The sequence below is a fragment of the Nocardia alba NBRC 108234 genome, from assembly GCF_001612665.1.
Taxonomy (GTDB): Bacteria; Actinomycetota; Actinomycetes; order Mycobacteriales; family Mycobacteriaceae; genus Nocardia; species Nocardia alba.
Genome location: NZ_BDAX01000041.1, coordinates 1 through 13,947 on the forward strand (window position 1 = coordinate 1; position 13,947 = coordinate 13,947).

Genomic DNA, 13,947 nt, shown 5'->3' on the forward strand with positions numbered 1-13,947 from the left:
GCCGCGGACACCCGCGCGCCAGCGCGCCAATAAACACAGCCCCAAACCGTCTGGGACTACCGCACATCAGATCCAGCCCCGCCCCCAGAACCCGACACCCCCCACCACGAACTGGCAGACTCGATGGCGACCCATTTCGTCAAACAGAGGTACCGATGCCGCAACGCCGTTGGATCCCCCGTTCCGTACTGCTGATGGCGACCGCCCTCACCGCCGCCACCCTGACCGCCTGCGCGGGCACCCCACCCGCCTCGACCGGCACCGCGGCAACCACCACCTCGGCCGCGCCGACGACAGCCGCACCAGCCGGGACCCTGACGATCAGCCCCTCGTCCGCGGCACAACTGTGCGACATGATCCGCCCTGAGCTGTCGAACTTCCGCGTGCAGGGCCCCACGCTCGGCAGGATCTCACTGAACGCCATGGTGCACGATTGGGGATTCCGCAACGGCGGCATCAACGGCCACGTACTCGCGGACAAGGCGATGATCGACCGGGTAACCACCGAGAGCTGCGCCGACGTACGGACCGAGGCGCTCACCGCCCTCGAATTGCCTTCTCTCGCCGCAGGTTTGGCGTTCTGATGCGTGCCCTCTACCCGGAGATCGAACCGTTCGAGCAGGGCCTGCTCGATGTCGACGACGGCCAGTCGGTGTACTGGGAGGTCAGCGGCAATCCTGATGGCAAGCCGGTGGTGTTCGTACACGGCGGGCCCGGCGGCGGCACGAGTCCACTGCAACGGCGCTTCTTCGACCCGGCCGTGTACCGGATCGTGCTGTTCGATCAGCGCGGATGCGGGAAGTCCATGCCGCATATCGCCGATGGGGCGTCCTTGGACAGCAACACCACGCCGAATCTGGTCGCCGATATCGAGTCACTGCGCGAGCATCTGGGGATCGAGCGCTGGCAGGTGTTCGGCGGTTCGTGGGGGTCGACTCTCGGCCTGGCGTATGCGCAGGCCCACCCGGAGCGGGTGACCGAACTCGTGCTGCGTGGCATCTTCTTGTTGCGGCGCAAGGAAATCGACTGGTACTACAACGGCGCCGCGGGCAACGTCTACCCCGCCGAGTGGGCGAAGTTCCTGGCTCCGGTCCCCGTGGAGGAGCGCGGCGAGGACCTGGTCGAGGTATATCACCGACTGCTGCACTCCCCCGATCCGCAGGTCGCGCTCGATGCCGCGGTGGCCTGGTCGACGTGGGAAGGTGCGACGAGTTCGCTACTCCCGCAACCGGATCGGGTCGCCGAGACCGCGCAGGCCCGCTTCGCACTCGCGTTCGCCCGGATCGAAAACCACTATTTCCGCCACGGTGGATTCCTCGAGGAGGGACAGTTGCTGCGAGACATAGATCGGATCGCCGACATCCCCGGCGTGATCGTGCAGGGCCGCCACGACATCGTGTGCCCCGCGGTGAGCGCATGGGATCTGCACAACGCGTGGCCTGCCTCGACGCTGCACATCGTCGAGGATGCCGGGCACACCGCGCATGAGCCCGGCATCACCGGCCATCTGGTGGAGGCGACCGACGCGTTCGGGAAACGAGGCTGACATCATGGCGACCAAGGCCGGAAAAGCCGTCGTCGCGGCACTGCGCGAGGATATCGACCGGCTCTTCGACGCCGAACCGGAGGTGCGCGCCGACGCCGACGATTCGGTCCATCAGATGCGGGTGGCCACGCGCAGGCTCCGCAGTGTGCTGCGCTCCTATCGCATCCTGTTCGACGCCGAGGAAGCCGCCGTCACCGCAGCCGAACTCAAGTGGCTGGCCGACCTGCTCGGCGTGGCCCGCGACGCCGAAGTCCGCGCCGAACGGTTCACCGACCTGCTGGCCGACTTCGACCGAGCCCCCGCCGAGGTCACCGACGCCCTCGTCGGCGCCTCCCGCTCTGCCTACACCGATGCGCACGCACAGGTACTGAGCGCGATGGACACCAAGCGATACCGTCGCCTGCGCAAAGTCCTGAAGACCTGGCGCACCGATCCCCCGCTCGCCCCGGAACTCGCCCGCGACAAGGCGACCGAGGTCTTCGACAAGGTCCTGCGGCGCGACCGCAAACGGCTGCGCAAACTCGTTTTCGCCGAGCCCACCGCCACCCCGGCGGATCGCGTCGAACTGCTCCACGACATCCGCAAGGGCGCCAAGCGTTTACGGTATTCCTGCGAAGCCGCCGGGTCCGTCCTCGGCGCCGACGCCACCGACCTCGGCAGCCGAGCCAAGCGCCTGCAGACGGTCCTCGGCGACCACCGCGACGCCGTCGAATCCCGCGAGGCGATCATGGCGGTCGCGGTGGGCACCCACAGCGCGGCAGCGACCGTCTATGAGCTGCTGGCCGACACCGAGGAAGCCGCCGCGGGCCGGGCATTGTCGCGCTACCCCGCCGCGGCCGCGTTCGTTTCGGCGACCGACTGACCTTCGGATCGGCGACGGCGGGGAATTCCGCCGTCGCGGCGACCACAACCGGCGAGAGTCGATCAGTGCGACCGGTCCGCGTCGTAGGCGAAGGCGATCGTGCGGGTGTCGGGGTCGGCGACCGTCAGCCGGACCGGCACTGTCGCGCCCTCCAGCGGGGCCCCGTCGCAGCGGCCGAGAATCGGCGGATCCGCGATGAAGATCTCGGCGCCTCGGGAACCGTTCGCCGCACGCAGCACCACTGCCGAGAACTCGGTGCCGACGCGCGGGGCGAGGACGGTGGCCTCGGTCAGGTCCACGCAGGCGCGATCGACCTTGTTGGCCACGGAATCAGTGCGCCGCATCGTCTCGGCCGCGCTCTTCAGTCCGTCGACCACCCACTCCGGCACCTCGACCCCCGCGCAGTGCGCGAGACAGATCTCGGTGGTGAAACGATCGGCCAATCGTCGCAACGGCGCTGTGACGTGCGCGTAGGGCGCACCGATCGCACTGTGCGTCAATTGTTCCGGTGACGGGTCGTCGAGCTCGGCGAGCAGCGCGTAGCTCGCGCCACGCAGCAGCCCGGTCGCTTCCGACATCAACACCAGCGCCGCGGGGGTATTCGCGTCGAGCCCGGCGAGCATCCGCCCCACCGGCACCCCGGCGGGCCACTCGACGCCCAATGCCGTCGCGGTGCGTCGCATCGAATCGATCGCGCTCCCCGGCGGAGGCGGCATCGTTCGCAACAGGCCGATTCCCCTGTGTTCCACCATGATTCGCGCCGCGCACATTCCGGTGAGCAGCGAAACCTGCTCGTTCCAGTCGTCGGCCTCGGTGCGCGGTTCCAGTCGCAGGCGCCACCCGTCGCCGTCGGGAACCACTTCCTGTGCCGGGAGCCGCAAGGAGATGGCGCCGCGATCCAGCCCCGCCTCGATCCGCAGCCGGCCGAATTCGGGCAGCGCGGTCAAGGGCGGCGGCAGAGTCCCCGCATCGGCGGCGGCCTGGACCTGCGCGTAGTCGAACCGTTCCCGTGAGCGCACCATCGCGCGCGTCACCGAAAAGCTCAGGGGCACAGCGTCATTGTCGAGTTCGATCGTCCACAACGCGGCGGGCCGGTCGACACCGGGCAGCAGGCTCGCGGTGCCTTCGGACAGCACGGTCGGATGCAGCGCAACGGTGCCGTCGGGCAGATAGAAGGTCTGCCCGCGGGTTTCCGCTTCGGTAGCCAACGCGCTACCGGGCACGATCACGGCGCCGAGATCCGCGATCGCGTAGTGCAGGGTGAAGCCGGTGGGGGTGCGTTCGATATGCAGCGCCTGGTCCAGGTCCAGCGCACTGGGCGGGTCGATGGTCACGAACTCGATATCGGTCCGATCGACCCGAATGCCCGCGAACGCGTCTACCGCGTCGCGGGCGTCGGAGACGGCCTCGGTCGGATACTCCGAGGCCAGTCCGAATTCGGAACGGATGGCGCCGAAGTCGACCGGCGCCGAGACGATCCGTTGATGGAGTTCCATGACTCGCAGAGTAGCGATTTCCTACTTCAGCGCGAGCATGGTGCCGTTGAGCTGGTCGAGCGGGCCGTACACCGTGAACGTGACCCGGCCGTTGGGTTCGGCGGAGGACACGGTCGCGGCCGCGTCGAGCGCCTGACCGAACGAGGCCGCCGACGGGTGCGGCAGACCGGCCACGGTCAGGCCGAATCGGGACTGGTGCACCCAGGCGGTATCAGCCGGGCTGAGGTCGACCTGAACCCCGCCCGCGAGCGGAGTCACCGCGACCGCGCTCGCCGAACCGGCACCAAGCGATGCGAAAACCGCAGCGGCTCCGGCGATCAGTGCACCGGCGACAATGGAACGAACTACCCGCATGTAAATATGACCTGCTTCCGCGATCGAATGTGATGGGCTCGAGGAGATGGCAGCGAGCCCTGCCGACGGCGATCACTCTATGACCTCGCTCACGTTCCCGGCGAGTTCCAGCGCATATTCCCCGTCTCGACACACGATCGCCGCGAGATTCCCGGCGATTGTTACTGTGGCGGCGGCGCACTCGGCAGCTGCCGGGTCGCGCGGCACTCACGTCGATAAATGGGAGTTTGCGAACGTATGTCGTGGCTGATTTTCGATTACCTGTCGCCGATCCTCGGACCGGACGCGGCCAGCTATTGGGCGCACCTACTGGCGATTAACCCGGGGTAGCTCACCGCTTCGATCCAGAACATGTCGCTTCCCGTTAACCACAGGGGAAGCGGCGTGTTTCCTGGGCAGCTAGCATCCCGCTGCGTGAGTAGAACTACCGCCGCCATCGCGGCCAGCGCCACCGTCTTCGCCCTGCTTCTGGCCGGCTGCAGCGACGACTCTTCCTCTGCCGCCCCTGCCGCCCCCGCGGCGACCACCATGCCCGCGCCCACCTACCAGGTCGAGGCCACCAAGGCGGGAATGTTCGTGGTGAGCTACCGCAACGCCTTCCCGAAGCTGGCCCAGGGGCGCGACGACGCCGCCGTGGCCGCGGTGCTGAACCACTCCTGCTCCGAGATCAAGGCGGGCAAGTCCGAGGCCGACACGGTCGCCACGATCAAGAAGGCCGCCAAGAACGGCAACACCGAGGCAACCACCGAAGAGGCCACGGCCGTCTACCAGATGTCCACGCTGATGTGCTGAGCCGGTTTCCGGCGAAGCGAGGCGGCGGCTCCCGGTGGGAACCGCCGCCGTTCTCGTTCGTGAGCGGGCGAGCCGGCCTGTAAGCCGGATCCTGTCCCCGATTCGCATCGGGGGGCGACCATCCATCTGGACACACCGTCACCGGGTGCCTCGAGCAGTCCACCCGCAGGCTCGGGCGAGCAGCCCTCGAACACCTGCGCAGCCGCACCGTTGCCGATGCGACCTTCGACCTTGCTCCGGGCGGGGTTTACCTAGCCGCCCCGGTCACCCGGGGCGCTGGTGCGCTCTTACCGCACCGTTTCACCCTTACCGCACGTGCGTGCGGCGGTTTGTTTTCTGTGGCACTGTCCCGCGGGTCACCCCGGGTTGCCGTTAACAACCGCCCTGCTCTGTGGAGTCCGGACTTTCCTCGGTACCGAGCAGCGACACTGTTCGTGCCCGTTCTCGTCACCGCGGTCGCCCGGCCGACTCGCCCGCCGGTACAGAGTACTCGCTACGGTATTGACTCATGGAACGTGTCGACGTCAGTTTCCCTTCGGGTGAGCAGCAGTGCGCCGCGTGGCTCTACCTGCCCGACGGCGCGCCTCGTCCGCGACCGTTGGTGATCATGGGGCACGGGCTGGGGGCCACCCGCGAGATGGGGTTGGATCGGTATGCGCGGCGGTTCGTCGCCGCGGGGATGGGGGTGCTCGCGTTCGATTACCGGAATTTCGGCGCCAGTGAGGGTTCGCCGCGACAGGTGATCAACATCGCTCGTCAGCGGCAGGACTGGAAGGCCGCAATCGCCTACGCGCGCAGTATCCGTGGCTTCGACGCCACGCGGATCGCGCTGTGGGGCACCTCGTTCGGCGGTGGGCACGTGCTCGCGGTGGCACCCGACGACGATTATCTCGCCGCGGTGGTGGCCCAGGTGCCGTTCACCAGCGGCCGGGCCTCGGGGATGGCGAAGGGCCCGATCAGCCTGACCAAGGTCGCCACCATCGCCGCCACCGACCTGCTCATCGGCCCGATTCGCCGCAAACCGATCCGCATCCGCCTGGCCGGGCGCAAACGCTCCGCGGCGTTGATGAGCGCCACCGATGTGCCGGAGGGCTACGGCCGACTGGCCGAGGAGAGCGCCACCTACGACCCCAAAGTCGGTGCCCGCGTGGCCTTCTCGACCCTCTTCGACTCCCCCGGCCGGCGAGCCAAGTCGGTGAAGATTCCCGTCTTCTACGCGATCGCCGAGAACGACACGATCGCGCCCGCGGGCCCGACCCGCAAGGCCGCGCAGCGCACCAAACACGCCGTGGTCAAGCAATATCCGGTCGGCCACTTCGACGTGTACTTCGACGATGTCTTCGAACAGGTGGTGCGCGACCAGACCGATTTCCTCGTGTCGGTCCTTCGGCCCTGAACAGCCCGGACTTCCAGCGGCCGGGGGAGACGACAGGGGGCGCGGCACCGATCGGTGCCGCGCCCCCTGTCGTCTCGCGATCGATCAGATGGGCTGGAAGCCCGCGCCTACGCCGCCCGCGCGGTTGAGCACGTCCAGGATCACCTGGATGGGCTGGAAGTAGGCAGGCGAGTGGATCGGGTTGGCGCCGCCGGTGCACGGGACGTCGAAATCGACCGGGCCGAGGCCGGTGAGACGGCCCTGGTTCATGCCGACGAGACGGTCGCCGACAACGACGGGGCCGCCGGAATCGCCCGGCTGCGAGCAGTACTGGTTGATGGAGGTGCCTTCGAGCTCACCCCACACCACGCCACAGCTGCGACCGCTGGTACGGCCGTCCGAGCACACCGTGGTGCCGGGGCCGGGCGCGCCGCCGATGCCGGCGACGGTGGTCTGGCCGATGGTGCGCACCGGCAGTACCTTCGACGCATCCAGTTGCAGCACAGCGAAATCCAGGTAGTCGCCGTCGTCGGAGAACGCGACGGTCCCGATCACGCCCGCCTTGAGCGCCTGCTCGGCGCCGACACGCGAACCGGTCGGCGCGCAGTGTCCCGCGGTGAGGCCGACGAGGCGACCCGCACCGTCGTGGCCGATGGCCGTGAGCGAACAACCGGAGTTGTTGTCGAAGACGATGCCCGAGGCCGCGCCGAGCACCACGCTCGGGTCGGCTGTCACGCTACCCGCGCCCGCGGACGCGGTGAGCACCCCCGCGATGGCCGCCGCACATGCCGCCATCCGTAGAAACCTCATCAAGTACCTTCCTGTGGCCGCGCACATTCGGCACGCCCGAGGATATTTCGGGCGATGCGGCGTCGTCGTTACGCCGACCGTGCGCCGGGCGACCGTACCGTGCCCGGGTGACAAGCGGCTAGCTCACAGGTACGAGGTGTCGTTCACCAGGCGCACCGAGGCGCCGCCGTCGGGATAGAACTCGGCGACGCACAGCGACGCGAGGTCGAGGTGCAGGCGGTACAGCAGCGACGGCCCGACGCCGAGCGCCAGTTGCAGCAGGGTTTTGATCGGGGTCACGTGGCTCACCACCACCACGTTCTGCCCCGGATACAGCGCCACCAGATCGCGGCGCACCCCTTCGACGCGTTCGCGAACCTGATCGAAACTCTCGCCGCCGGGTGCGGGGATCGACGGGTCGCCGAGCCAGTCGCGGTGCAGCAGCGGATCGCATTCGGCGGCCTCGGCGAAGGTGAGACCCTCCCAGTCGCCGAAATCGGTCTCGGTGAGGCCGTCGAGGATGCGCAACGGGACGCCGAGAGCGGATGCCGCGGCCTCGGCGGTGGACCGGGCCCGCTGCAACGGGGAGCTCACCACGGCGGCGATATCCCCCTTGGCGGCAAGCATTTTCGCGGCGCGTTCGACCTGCTCGCGACCGAGGTCGGTCAGCGGTGGGTTGCCGCGACCGGAGTAGCGGCGCTGCACCGACAGCGCGGTCTGGCCGTGGCGCAGCAGCAACAGGCGGGTGGGCTTGCCGACGGCGCCGGTCCAGCCGGGCGAAACCCTGTTCGCGTCAGCCGTTTTCGGCACCGCGACTTCGTCACCGGCGGCATGGCCGGCCGCGACGGCCTCGCGCACGGTCCCCGTGAGTTCACCGTCGTCCATCGCCTCGTTCGCGAGCCGGTCGGCGTGGGAGTTCTGCGCGCGCGGAATCCAGGTGAAGCTCACCCGATCGAATCCGGCGACCAGCGCCCGCGCCTGCTCGGCGAGCGGAATCATCGAGGCGTGCTTGATCTTCCAGCGCCCCGACATCTGTTCGACGACGAGCTTGGAGTCCATTCGCACTGTGACGGCAGTAGCGCCCACCTCGGCCGCGGCTGCCAAACCCGCGATGAGACCACGGTATTCGGCCACATTGTTGGTGGCGACGCCGATGTACTCCTTGCGTTCGGCGAGTACCCGCACGTGATCGGCGGCGAACACCACCGCGCCGTACCCGGCCGGGCCGGGATTGCCGCGCGAGCCACCGTCGGCTTCGACGATCACCTCGCTCATCGGCGCACCGCCGCGATCACAGCCCCGATTCCTTGGTACGCACCATGATCGCGCTGCACTCCGGGCAGCGCAGGACCGCGTCGGGCGCGGCCTGGGCGATGCGCTGCATCTCGCCGCGGTCGATCTCGATCCGGCAGGCGCCGCAGCGACGGGCCTGCAGCAGGGCCGCGCCGACACCGTGCGCCGCGCGCTGCTTGTCGTAGACGGCGATCAGGTCGGTGGGGAACAGGCCGATCAGCTCGGCGCGGTCCTTCTCGCAGCGCTGCTGTGCCACTTCGAGGTCTGCCATCGCCTCGTCGCGCAGGCGTTCGGCATCCTCGAGGTCCTGGTCGGCCTTGCTCAGCCGGGCACCGGCGTGGTCGTGGTCGGCGAGCATCGCCTCGCGCTGCTCCATCACGGTCAGCAACTCGTCCTCGAGCACCGAGCGGCGACGCTCCAGGCTGCCCAGTTCGTGCTGGATCTCGGAGAGCTGCTTGGCGGCGACGGTGCCGGAGGTGAGCATGTCGCGGTCGCGGTCCTCACGCTTGCGGACGGCGTCGACCTCGCCCTCGAGCTTGCGGATGTCGCGGTCCAGATCGTCGATGCCGATCTCCACCGCCACGGCCGCGTCCTTGTAGCCGTGACGTTCGCCCGTCAGACGTGTCACTTCCTGCTGTTCCGGCAGGGCGGAACGGCGATGGGCGATGCGCGTCAACTCGGCATCGACTCCCGCGAGCTGCAACAGCTTGGTCTGGACCGACGGTTCGACATTCAACGCGCACGAACTCCTACAACACGGTGGACGGATGGATCGGTCAACCGTACCGCGCCGCGGACGGTGATCACGCCATGACCCGAAGAGATGTCCGAAGGCGGGAACCGAACGGGTCCCGGCCGCGTCCAAGCAAGTGTGACCCCATCGAACCCGAGAATCGACCTGGCATTGCCGCTGCGCCCGCACGTCTTCGATCGCCATGCCGAACCGCGCCAGCTCCAGCTGACTCTGGCGACCCCGCTGCCCCCGGTGTGTCTCGTGCACGGGCAGGCGGCGGTCGAGCCGAAGGAGCAGGTCCTGCGGTTCTGGGGCAAGCCGGGCGCCTACCGACAGGAAGGTGTCGGTCGGCTGCTGTGGGAGCTGCCGAAGAGTGCGCTCGGCGTCTTCGTGATCGATCGCAACGAGCCGCTCGCGATCGTCAAGGCGCGGTGGCCCGAATGCGAGCGGTGCGCGGCGCGGGCCGACGCGCGCGTCAAGAAGCTGATCGTCTACTACGTGGGCAGTCTCGTACCCCTGTGCGTCGGCGTGGCGCTGATGTTCTCTCGTCCGTCCGCGTTCGCGATGATCCTCTGCGCGGCCGGAGTCGGGCTCGTCCTTCTCGCGGTGATGCTCGGTTCCGTGGTGTTCGCGCGCACCGACCGCTACCTCGAAGCGGCGCTGGCACCGGACGCGAGTTCGGTCACCGTGTGCGCGCATCCCGACTTCGCCCGATCGTGGTCCGGTCAGGAGCAGCGGTGATACCGCTCAGCCGCTGACCGTCCACGGGTCGGTGCGCAACGCGCAGACGCGGGTCCGCACCGAGGGCAGCGCGGCGTTGACGAACTGTTCGGCCTGACCGCACCAGGGGAACTCGGTGGCCCAATGCGCGGCGTCGATGAGGGCTGGGCCGCCGCGCCGGAGGTGCTCGTCGACGGGATGGTGGCGCAGGTCGGAGGTGAGATAGGCGTCGACGCCGGCGCGGATGGCTCTGTCGAGGTAGGAGTCGCCCGCGCCGCCGCAGACGGCCACGCGTTCGATAACGCGTTCCGGATCGCCCGCGGCGCGCACGCCCCAGACAGTGCGCGGCAGGCCGACGCCGACGCGCGCGGTGAACTCGCGCAGGGTTTCGGGTTGCGCGAGCTCACCGATGCGGCCGATGCCGCGCGAGGACGGCAGCGGCACCCGCTCGGTGACGTGATAGGCCGGTTCCTCATAGGGGTGCGCGGCACGCAGCGCGGCCAGCACAGCGAGACGGGAAGTCGGGGGCGCGACCACCTCCACCGCGTCCTCGGCGACGGTCTCGACGGTGCCGATCGCGCCGATCGCCGGGTTCGCGCCCGCGATGGGCAGGAACTGGCCCGTGCCAGTGGTGTACCAGGCTGCTTCGCGGTAGTCGCCGATCGAGCCGGCGCCCGCCGTGAACAGGGCCGACATCAAGGACGCCGTGTGGGTCTGCGGCACCTGGATGACCCACTTGTCCACGGAGGCGATCGGTTTGGGATCCAGAGGGCCGGTGACAGTGAGGCCGACGGCTGCGGCCAGCGCGTCGGAGACACCGGGGTCGGCGGAATCGGCGTTGGTGTGGGCGGAGAACAGCGCACAGCCGGATCGGATCAGCCGGTGCAGCAGCGCGCCTTTCGGCGTATCGGCGGCGACGGTGTCGACGCCGCGCAGCAGCAACGGGTGGTGGACCACCAAGGCCTGTGCGCCCCAACCGATCGCCTCGTCGATGACAGCGGCGGTCGCGTCGACGGCGAAGACCACCTTGGTGACCTGCTGCGCGGGGTCACCACAGACGAGCCCCACCGAGTCCCACGACTCGGCCAGTCTCGGCGGATATGCCGCGTCGAGTACCGCGATCAGTTCGGCCAGGTCGGTCACCGCCGCCTCCTTCGTTGCGTGGGAATGCTCGTCGTGGTGCTCACGCGCGCCGCTCCGGCGCCGAGTCGATATCCCCGGTTCACCACAGTGCCGCGTTCAGCGCGTCGATCAACCGGTCCACTTCGGCCGCGCCTCGAACAGCGACGCGGAGGTGGTCGTGCCCCAAGCCCGGGAACGTGTCGGCGCGGCGCACGGCGATGCCGCGGTCGGCGAGACGTTTACGCAGCAGCGCGCCATCGGGGGCGCGCAGCAGCAGGAACGGGCCGGTGGCCGGGGTGTGGACGTCGAGGCCGAGCGCGGCGAGACGCTCGATCATCGCGGCGCGGTCGACCGCGATACGGGCGGCGCAGCGCCGGGACTCGGCGACGGCGGCGGGTTCGGCGGTCGCGATGATCGCCTCGAGTTGGAGGGTGCCCAGCGGCCAGTGCGGGCGGCCATGGGCGAGACGGGCCAGCACCTCGGGAGCGCCGAGGGCGTAGCCGCATCGCAGACCGGCCAGTGCCCAGGTCTTGGTGAGACTGCGGAACACGATGACATCGGGGGCCGAGAGCCGGGCCAGCGACTCCGGCTCGTCGGCGAGGCCGGAGGGCGCGCGCTCGACCACCGCGTCGGCGAAGGCTTCGTCGACCACGATGAGCCGACCAGGGCGGCGCAGTGCCTGAATCGTGCGGGCGGCATGCAGGACCGAGGTGGGGTTGGTGGGGTTGCCCAGGACGACGAGGTCGGCGTCTTCGGGAACCAGGGTGGGGTCGAGGGTGTAAGGGCGATCCAGGATCACCCTGGTGACCGGGACGTCTGCCTCGCGCAGGGCCAGTTCGGGCTCGGTGAAAGACGGGTGGATGACGGCGGCGAGGCGCGGTGTCAGGCGTGGCAGCATCGCGAAGCCCTCGGCGGCGCCCGCCAGCAGCAGCACCTCGTCGGGCGAGCGACCGTGGCGGGCGGCGACAGCCGCGCGGGCCGCGTGCTCGTCATCGGCGCTCGGGTAGCGGCCGAGGTCGGCGAGGCGGGCGGTCAGGCGATCGCGCAGCCAATCGGGTGGGGCGAGGCCCTGGACGTTCACCGCGAAATCGAGCATGCCCGGGCGTGCCTCCACGTCACCGTGGTGGCGCAACATCGCGGGGTCTACGGAGTCCTCGAGCACAACTGCACACCCTACGTGGCGGCGATTCGGCGCCACGGGCGAGAATGGCACCCGTGGGTCTACTACATGTCTCGTTCATTTGCACAGGCAATATCTGCCGGTCACCGATGGCCGCGAAAATGTTCGAGGCGCACCTCTACCGAGCAGGTCTCGCGAACCGCGTGCGGGTGAGCAGCGCGGGCACCGGTTCGTGGCATGTCGGCGACGCGGCCGACCCGCGCACCGAGGCGACCCTGCGCCGCGCCGGTTACCCGACCGAGCACACCGCGGCGACCTTCGGTCCCGAGCACAGCGACGCCGACCTGATCATCGCGTTGGACACCGGCCACGACCGCGAGCTCGCGCACCGCGGCGTCCCCACCGACCAGCGTAGACTGCTGCGCAGCTTCGACCCCATGGCCGAGGGCCGTGACGTGCCGGACCCGTACTACGGCGACCAGTCCGATTTCGACCTCGTCCGCGACCAGATCGAGGCCGCCATCCCCGGCCTGCTCGACTGGGTTCACGCCGAACTGGACGCGCGCGACCCCGCCGACGTGCGGCTATGATGCGCAAACTCGCTTTCCTGCTGCGCCCCAGCTGGCTGATCCTCGCCGTGATCGTCGCCGCGTTCGCCTACCTGTGCTTCACCGTCCTCGCGCCGTGGCAGCTCGGTAAGAACAACAGCACCGAACACCGCAACCAGCTGATCGCCGATTCCGTACAGGCCGACCCCGTGGCCGTCACCGACGTCCTGGACGGCGACTCCGGCAACCACACCGAGTGGCGCAAGGTCACCGCGACCGGCACCTTCGTCCCCGAGTCGACGGTCCTGGTCCGCCTTCGCCACCTCGACGGCGCCCCCGGCTACGCGGTCCTCGCCGCCTTCCGCCTCGACGACGGCCGCACCCTCCTGGTCGACCGCGGCCTCGTCGCCGCCGTCGACGGCACCCGCCCACCCGCGATCGCCGCCCCTCCCGCGGGCCCGCAACGCATCGAAGCCCGAGTCCGGGCCTCCGAGGGCGTGGTCCCCGACAAAACGCCGAGCACCCAGGACGGCTTCCGCCAGGTGTACACGGTCGACACCACCCAGGAATCCACGGTCCTGGCCACCCCCCTCACCCCCATCCCGACCGGCACCGACAAGGGCGGCTACCTCCAGTTGGCCGCCGACCAACCAGGCGCCTTCACCCCCACCCCCCTCCCCCAACTGGACGCAGGCCCCTACCTCTCCTACGGCCTCCAATGGCTCGCCTTCGGCCTGATGGCCCCCCTAGGCCTCGGCTATTTCGTAGTAGCCGAACTCAAAGCCCGCCGCCGAGACCGCCCCCAACCCTCCGCACCGACACCCCCCACGCGCACCACAACCGCAGACACCCCCACCCAACCCACCACAGAAGCCCGCCTAGCCGACCGCTACGGCCGCACCCGCTGACAGCTGTCCCACCCCCTCCGCGACTCCATCCCGCCATCCGACAACTCAACCCCTCCCGACCCCGCACACCGAAAGAACGCCCGCGCCGACGGTCACCTCGCCGAGGCACTCACCGCAGGCGCCCACCGCGGGCTCTCGGCGGGGCCGTACCGCACCCCAGCCCATCCGTTAGCCAAGCCCCCCAAAAAACCACACCAACCCCACCCCCAACCCGAAGCCCACATTCCTACCGCACCCAGCCCCACCTTCACCCTGAGTCCGCCATGACCGCACTCCCAGCCCCGCCCCC

General features: G+C 69.4%; 15 protein-coding genes and 1 other RNA gene. 8 read left to right on the forward strand and 8 right to left on the reverse strand.

Annotation, left to right across the window (positions count from 1 at the left end):
• The first annotated feature begins 194 nt into the window (after positions 1-194).
• From NA12_RS31015 to NA12_RS31025, 3 genes are read left to right on the forward strand one after another with little or no spacing between them, the layout of a single operon-like run.
• On the forward strand, positions 195-584 hold the full coding sequence (locus NA12_RS31015) for a hypothetical protein (protein ID WP_243655068.1): 390 nt from the start codon (positions 195-197) through the stop codon (positions 582-584).
• A complete protein-coding gene (gene pip, locus NA12_RS31020) occupies positions 584-1,546 on the forward strand; it encodes a prolyl aminopeptidase (protein ID WP_067459711.1) in 963 nt (320 codons plus the stop codon). Before NA12_RS31015 ends, pip begins: the two co-directional genes overlap by 1 nt.
• Before the next feature lie 4 nt (positions 1,547-1,550).
• Positions 1,551-2,408 carry a CHAD domain-containing protein gene (locus NA12_RS31025; RefSeq protein ID WP_067459714.1) on the forward strand — a complete coding sequence of 286 codons (858 nt, stop codon included), beginning with the start codon at positions 1,551-1,553 and terminating at the stop codon, positions 2,406-2,408.
• Between the two features lie 62 nt (positions 2,409-2,470).
• On the opposite strand, the gene NA12_RS31030 is transcribed toward NA12_RS31025, so the two are convergent.
• Together NA12_RS31030 and NA12_RS31035 are read right to left on the reverse strand one after the other, a co-directional pair.
• Positions 2,471-3,904 (reverse strand): RNB domain-containing ribonuclease, encoded by a 1,434-nt coding sequence (locus NA12_RS31030; protein ID WP_067459717.1) that lies wholly within the window; start codon positions 3,902-3,904, stop codon positions 2,471-2,473.
• A gap of 21 nt (positions 3,905-3,925) precedes the next feature.
• Positions 3,926-4,258 (reverse strand): hypothetical protein, encoded by a 333-nt coding sequence (locus tag NA12_RS31035; RefSeq protein WP_067459720.1) that lies wholly within the window; start codon positions 4,256-4,258, stop codon positions 3,926-3,928.
• A 414-nt stretch (positions 4,259-4,672) separates the two neighbouring features.
• On the opposite strand from NA12_RS31035, the gene NA12_RS31040 reads away from it, so the two are divergent.
• Positions 4,673-5,050, forward strand: coding sequence for a hypothetical protein (locus NA12_RS31040; protein ID WP_067459723.1), 378 nt, complete (start codon positions 4,673-4,675; stop codon positions 5,048-5,050).
• Positions 5,051-5,114: 64 nt separating this feature from the next.
• On the opposite strand, the gene rnpB is transcribed toward NA12_RS31040, so the two are convergent.
• Positions 5,115-5,522, reverse strand: an RNA gene (gene rnpB / locus NA12_RS31045) — RNase P RNA component class A.
• 36 nt (positions 5,523-5,558) lie between these two features.
• Between rnpB and NA12_RS31050 the strand changes: the two genes are divergently transcribed.
• Positions 5,559-6,446 (forward strand): alpha/beta hydrolase, encoded by an 888-nt coding sequence (locus tag NA12_RS31050; RefSeq protein ID WP_067459726.1) that lies wholly within the window; start codon positions 5,559-5,561, stop codon positions 6,444-6,446.
• An 84-nt stretch (positions 6,447-6,530) separates the two neighbouring features.
• Here the strand turns inward: NA12_RS31050 and NA12_RS31055 are convergent, their stop codons facing one another.
• From NA12_RS31055 to NA12_RS31065, 3 genes are all read right to left on the reverse strand, one after another.
• Positions 6,531-7,220: a chymotrypsin family serine protease gene (locus NA12_RS31055; RefSeq protein ID WP_067459728.1), complete on the reverse strand. Its 690-nt coding sequence runs from the start codon at positions 7,218-7,220 to the stop codon at positions 6,531-6,533.
• Between the two features lie 138 nt (positions 7,221-7,358).
• A complete protein-coding gene (locus NA12_RS31060) occupies positions 7,359-8,489 on the reverse strand; it encodes a bifunctional RNase H/acid phosphatase (RefSeq protein WP_067459732.1) in 1,131 nt (376 codons plus the stop codon).
• Positions 8,490-8,505: 16 nt separating this feature from the next.
• On the reverse strand, positions 8,506-9,243 hold the full coding sequence (locus NA12_RS31065) for a zinc ribbon domain-containing protein (RefSeq protein ID WP_067459735.1): 738 nt from the start codon (positions 9,241-9,243) through the stop codon (positions 8,506-8,508).
• Positions 9,244-9,378: 135 nt separating this feature from the next.
• Here NA12_RS31065 and NA12_RS31070 point away from each other — a divergent pair, with 135 nt between their 5' ends.
• Positions 9,379-9,981 carry a hypothetical protein gene (locus NA12_RS31070; RefSeq protein WP_132370200.1) on the forward strand — a complete coding sequence of 201 codons (603 nt, stop codon included), beginning with the start codon at positions 9,379-9,381 and terminating at the stop codon, positions 9,979-9,981.
• 6 nt (positions 9,982-9,987) lie between these two features.
• Here the strand turns inward: NA12_RS31070 and NA12_RS31075 are convergent, their stop codons facing one another.
• Both NA12_RS31075 and cobC read right to left on the reverse strand, forming a co-directional pair.
• Positions 9,988-11,103 carry a Nif3-like dinuclear metal center hexameric protein gene (locus NA12_RS31075; RefSeq protein WP_067459741.1) on the reverse strand — a complete coding sequence of 372 codons (1,116 nt, stop codon included), beginning with the start codon at positions 11,101-11,103 and terminating at the stop codon, positions 9,988-9,990.
• A 79-nt stretch (positions 11,104-11,182) separates the two neighbouring features.
• The gene (gene cobC, locus NA12_RS31080; RefSeq protein WP_067459748.1) at positions 11,183-12,217 is read right to left on the reverse strand and encodes an Rv2231c family histidinol phosphate aminotransferase CobC; all 1,035 of its coding nucleotides are present in this window, start codon (positions 12,215-12,217) and stop codon (positions 11,183-11,185) included.
• Positions 12,218-12,288: 71 nt separating this feature from the next.
• Here cobC and NA12_RS31085 point away from each other — a divergent pair, with 71 nt between their 5' ends.
• Together NA12_RS31085 and NA12_RS31090 are read left to right on the forward strand one after the other, a co-directional pair.
• On the forward strand, positions 12,289-12,792 hold the full coding sequence (locus NA12_RS31085; protein ID WP_067459745.1) for a low molecular weight protein-tyrosine-phosphatase: 504 nt from the start codon (positions 12,289-12,291) through the stop codon (positions 12,790-12,792).
• The gene (locus NA12_RS31090) at positions 12,792-13,658 is read left to right on the forward strand and encodes an SURF1 family cytochrome oxidase biogenesis protein (protein WP_067459752.1); all 867 of its coding nucleotides are present in this window, start codon (positions 12,792-12,794) and stop codon (positions 13,656-13,658) included. The genes NA12_RS31085 and NA12_RS31090 overlap by 1 nt, the downstream gene beginning before the upstream one ends.
• Positions 13,659-13,947: the final 289 nt, after the last annotated feature.

Bases quoted from the DNA above. Each gene is read 5' to 3' on its own strand.
- NA12_RS31015 (WP_243655068.1), top strand. From the start codon at position 195: ATGGCGACCGCCCTCACCGCCGCCACCCTGACCGCCTGCGCGGGCACC.
- pip (WP_067459711.1), top strand. From the start codon at position 584: ATGCGTGCCCTCTACCCGGAGATCGAACCGTTCGAGCAGGGCCTGCTC.
- NA12_RS31025 (WP_067459714.1), top strand. From the start codon at position 1,551: ATGGCGACCAAGGCCGGAAAAGCCGTCGTCGCGGCACTGCGCGAGGAT.
- NA12_RS31030 (WP_067459717.1), bottom strand. From the start codon at position 3,904: ATGGAACTCCATCAACGGATCGTCTCGGCGCCGGTCGACTTCGGCGCC.
- NA12_RS31035 (WP_067459720.1), bottom strand. From the start codon at position 4,258: ATGCGGGTAGTTCGTTCCATTGTCGCCGGTGCACTGATCGCCGGAGCC.
- NA12_RS31050 (WP_067459726.1), top strand. From the start codon at position 5,559: ATGGAACGTGTCGACGTCAGTTTCCCTTCGGGTGAGCAGCAGTGCGCC.
- NA12_RS31055 (WP_067459728.1), bottom strand. From the start codon at position 7,220: ATGGCGGCATGTGCGGCGGCCATCGCGGGGGTGCTCACCGCGTCCGCG.
- NA12_RS31060 (WP_067459732.1), bottom strand. From the start codon at position 8,489: ATGAGCGAGGTGATCGTCGAAGCCGACGGTGGCTCGCGCGGCAATCCC.
- cobC (WP_067459748.1), bottom strand. From the start codon at position 12,217: ATGTTGCGCCACCACGGTGACGTGGAGGCACGCCCGGGCATGCTCGAT.
- NA12_RS31085 (WP_067459745.1), top strand. From the start codon at position 12,289: ATGGCACCCGTGGGTCTACTACATGTCTCGTTCATTTGCACAGGCAAT.
- NA12_RS31090 (WP_067459752.1), top strand. From the start codon at position 12,792: ATGCGCAAACTCGCTTTCCTGCTGCGCCCCAGCTGGCTGATCCTCGCC.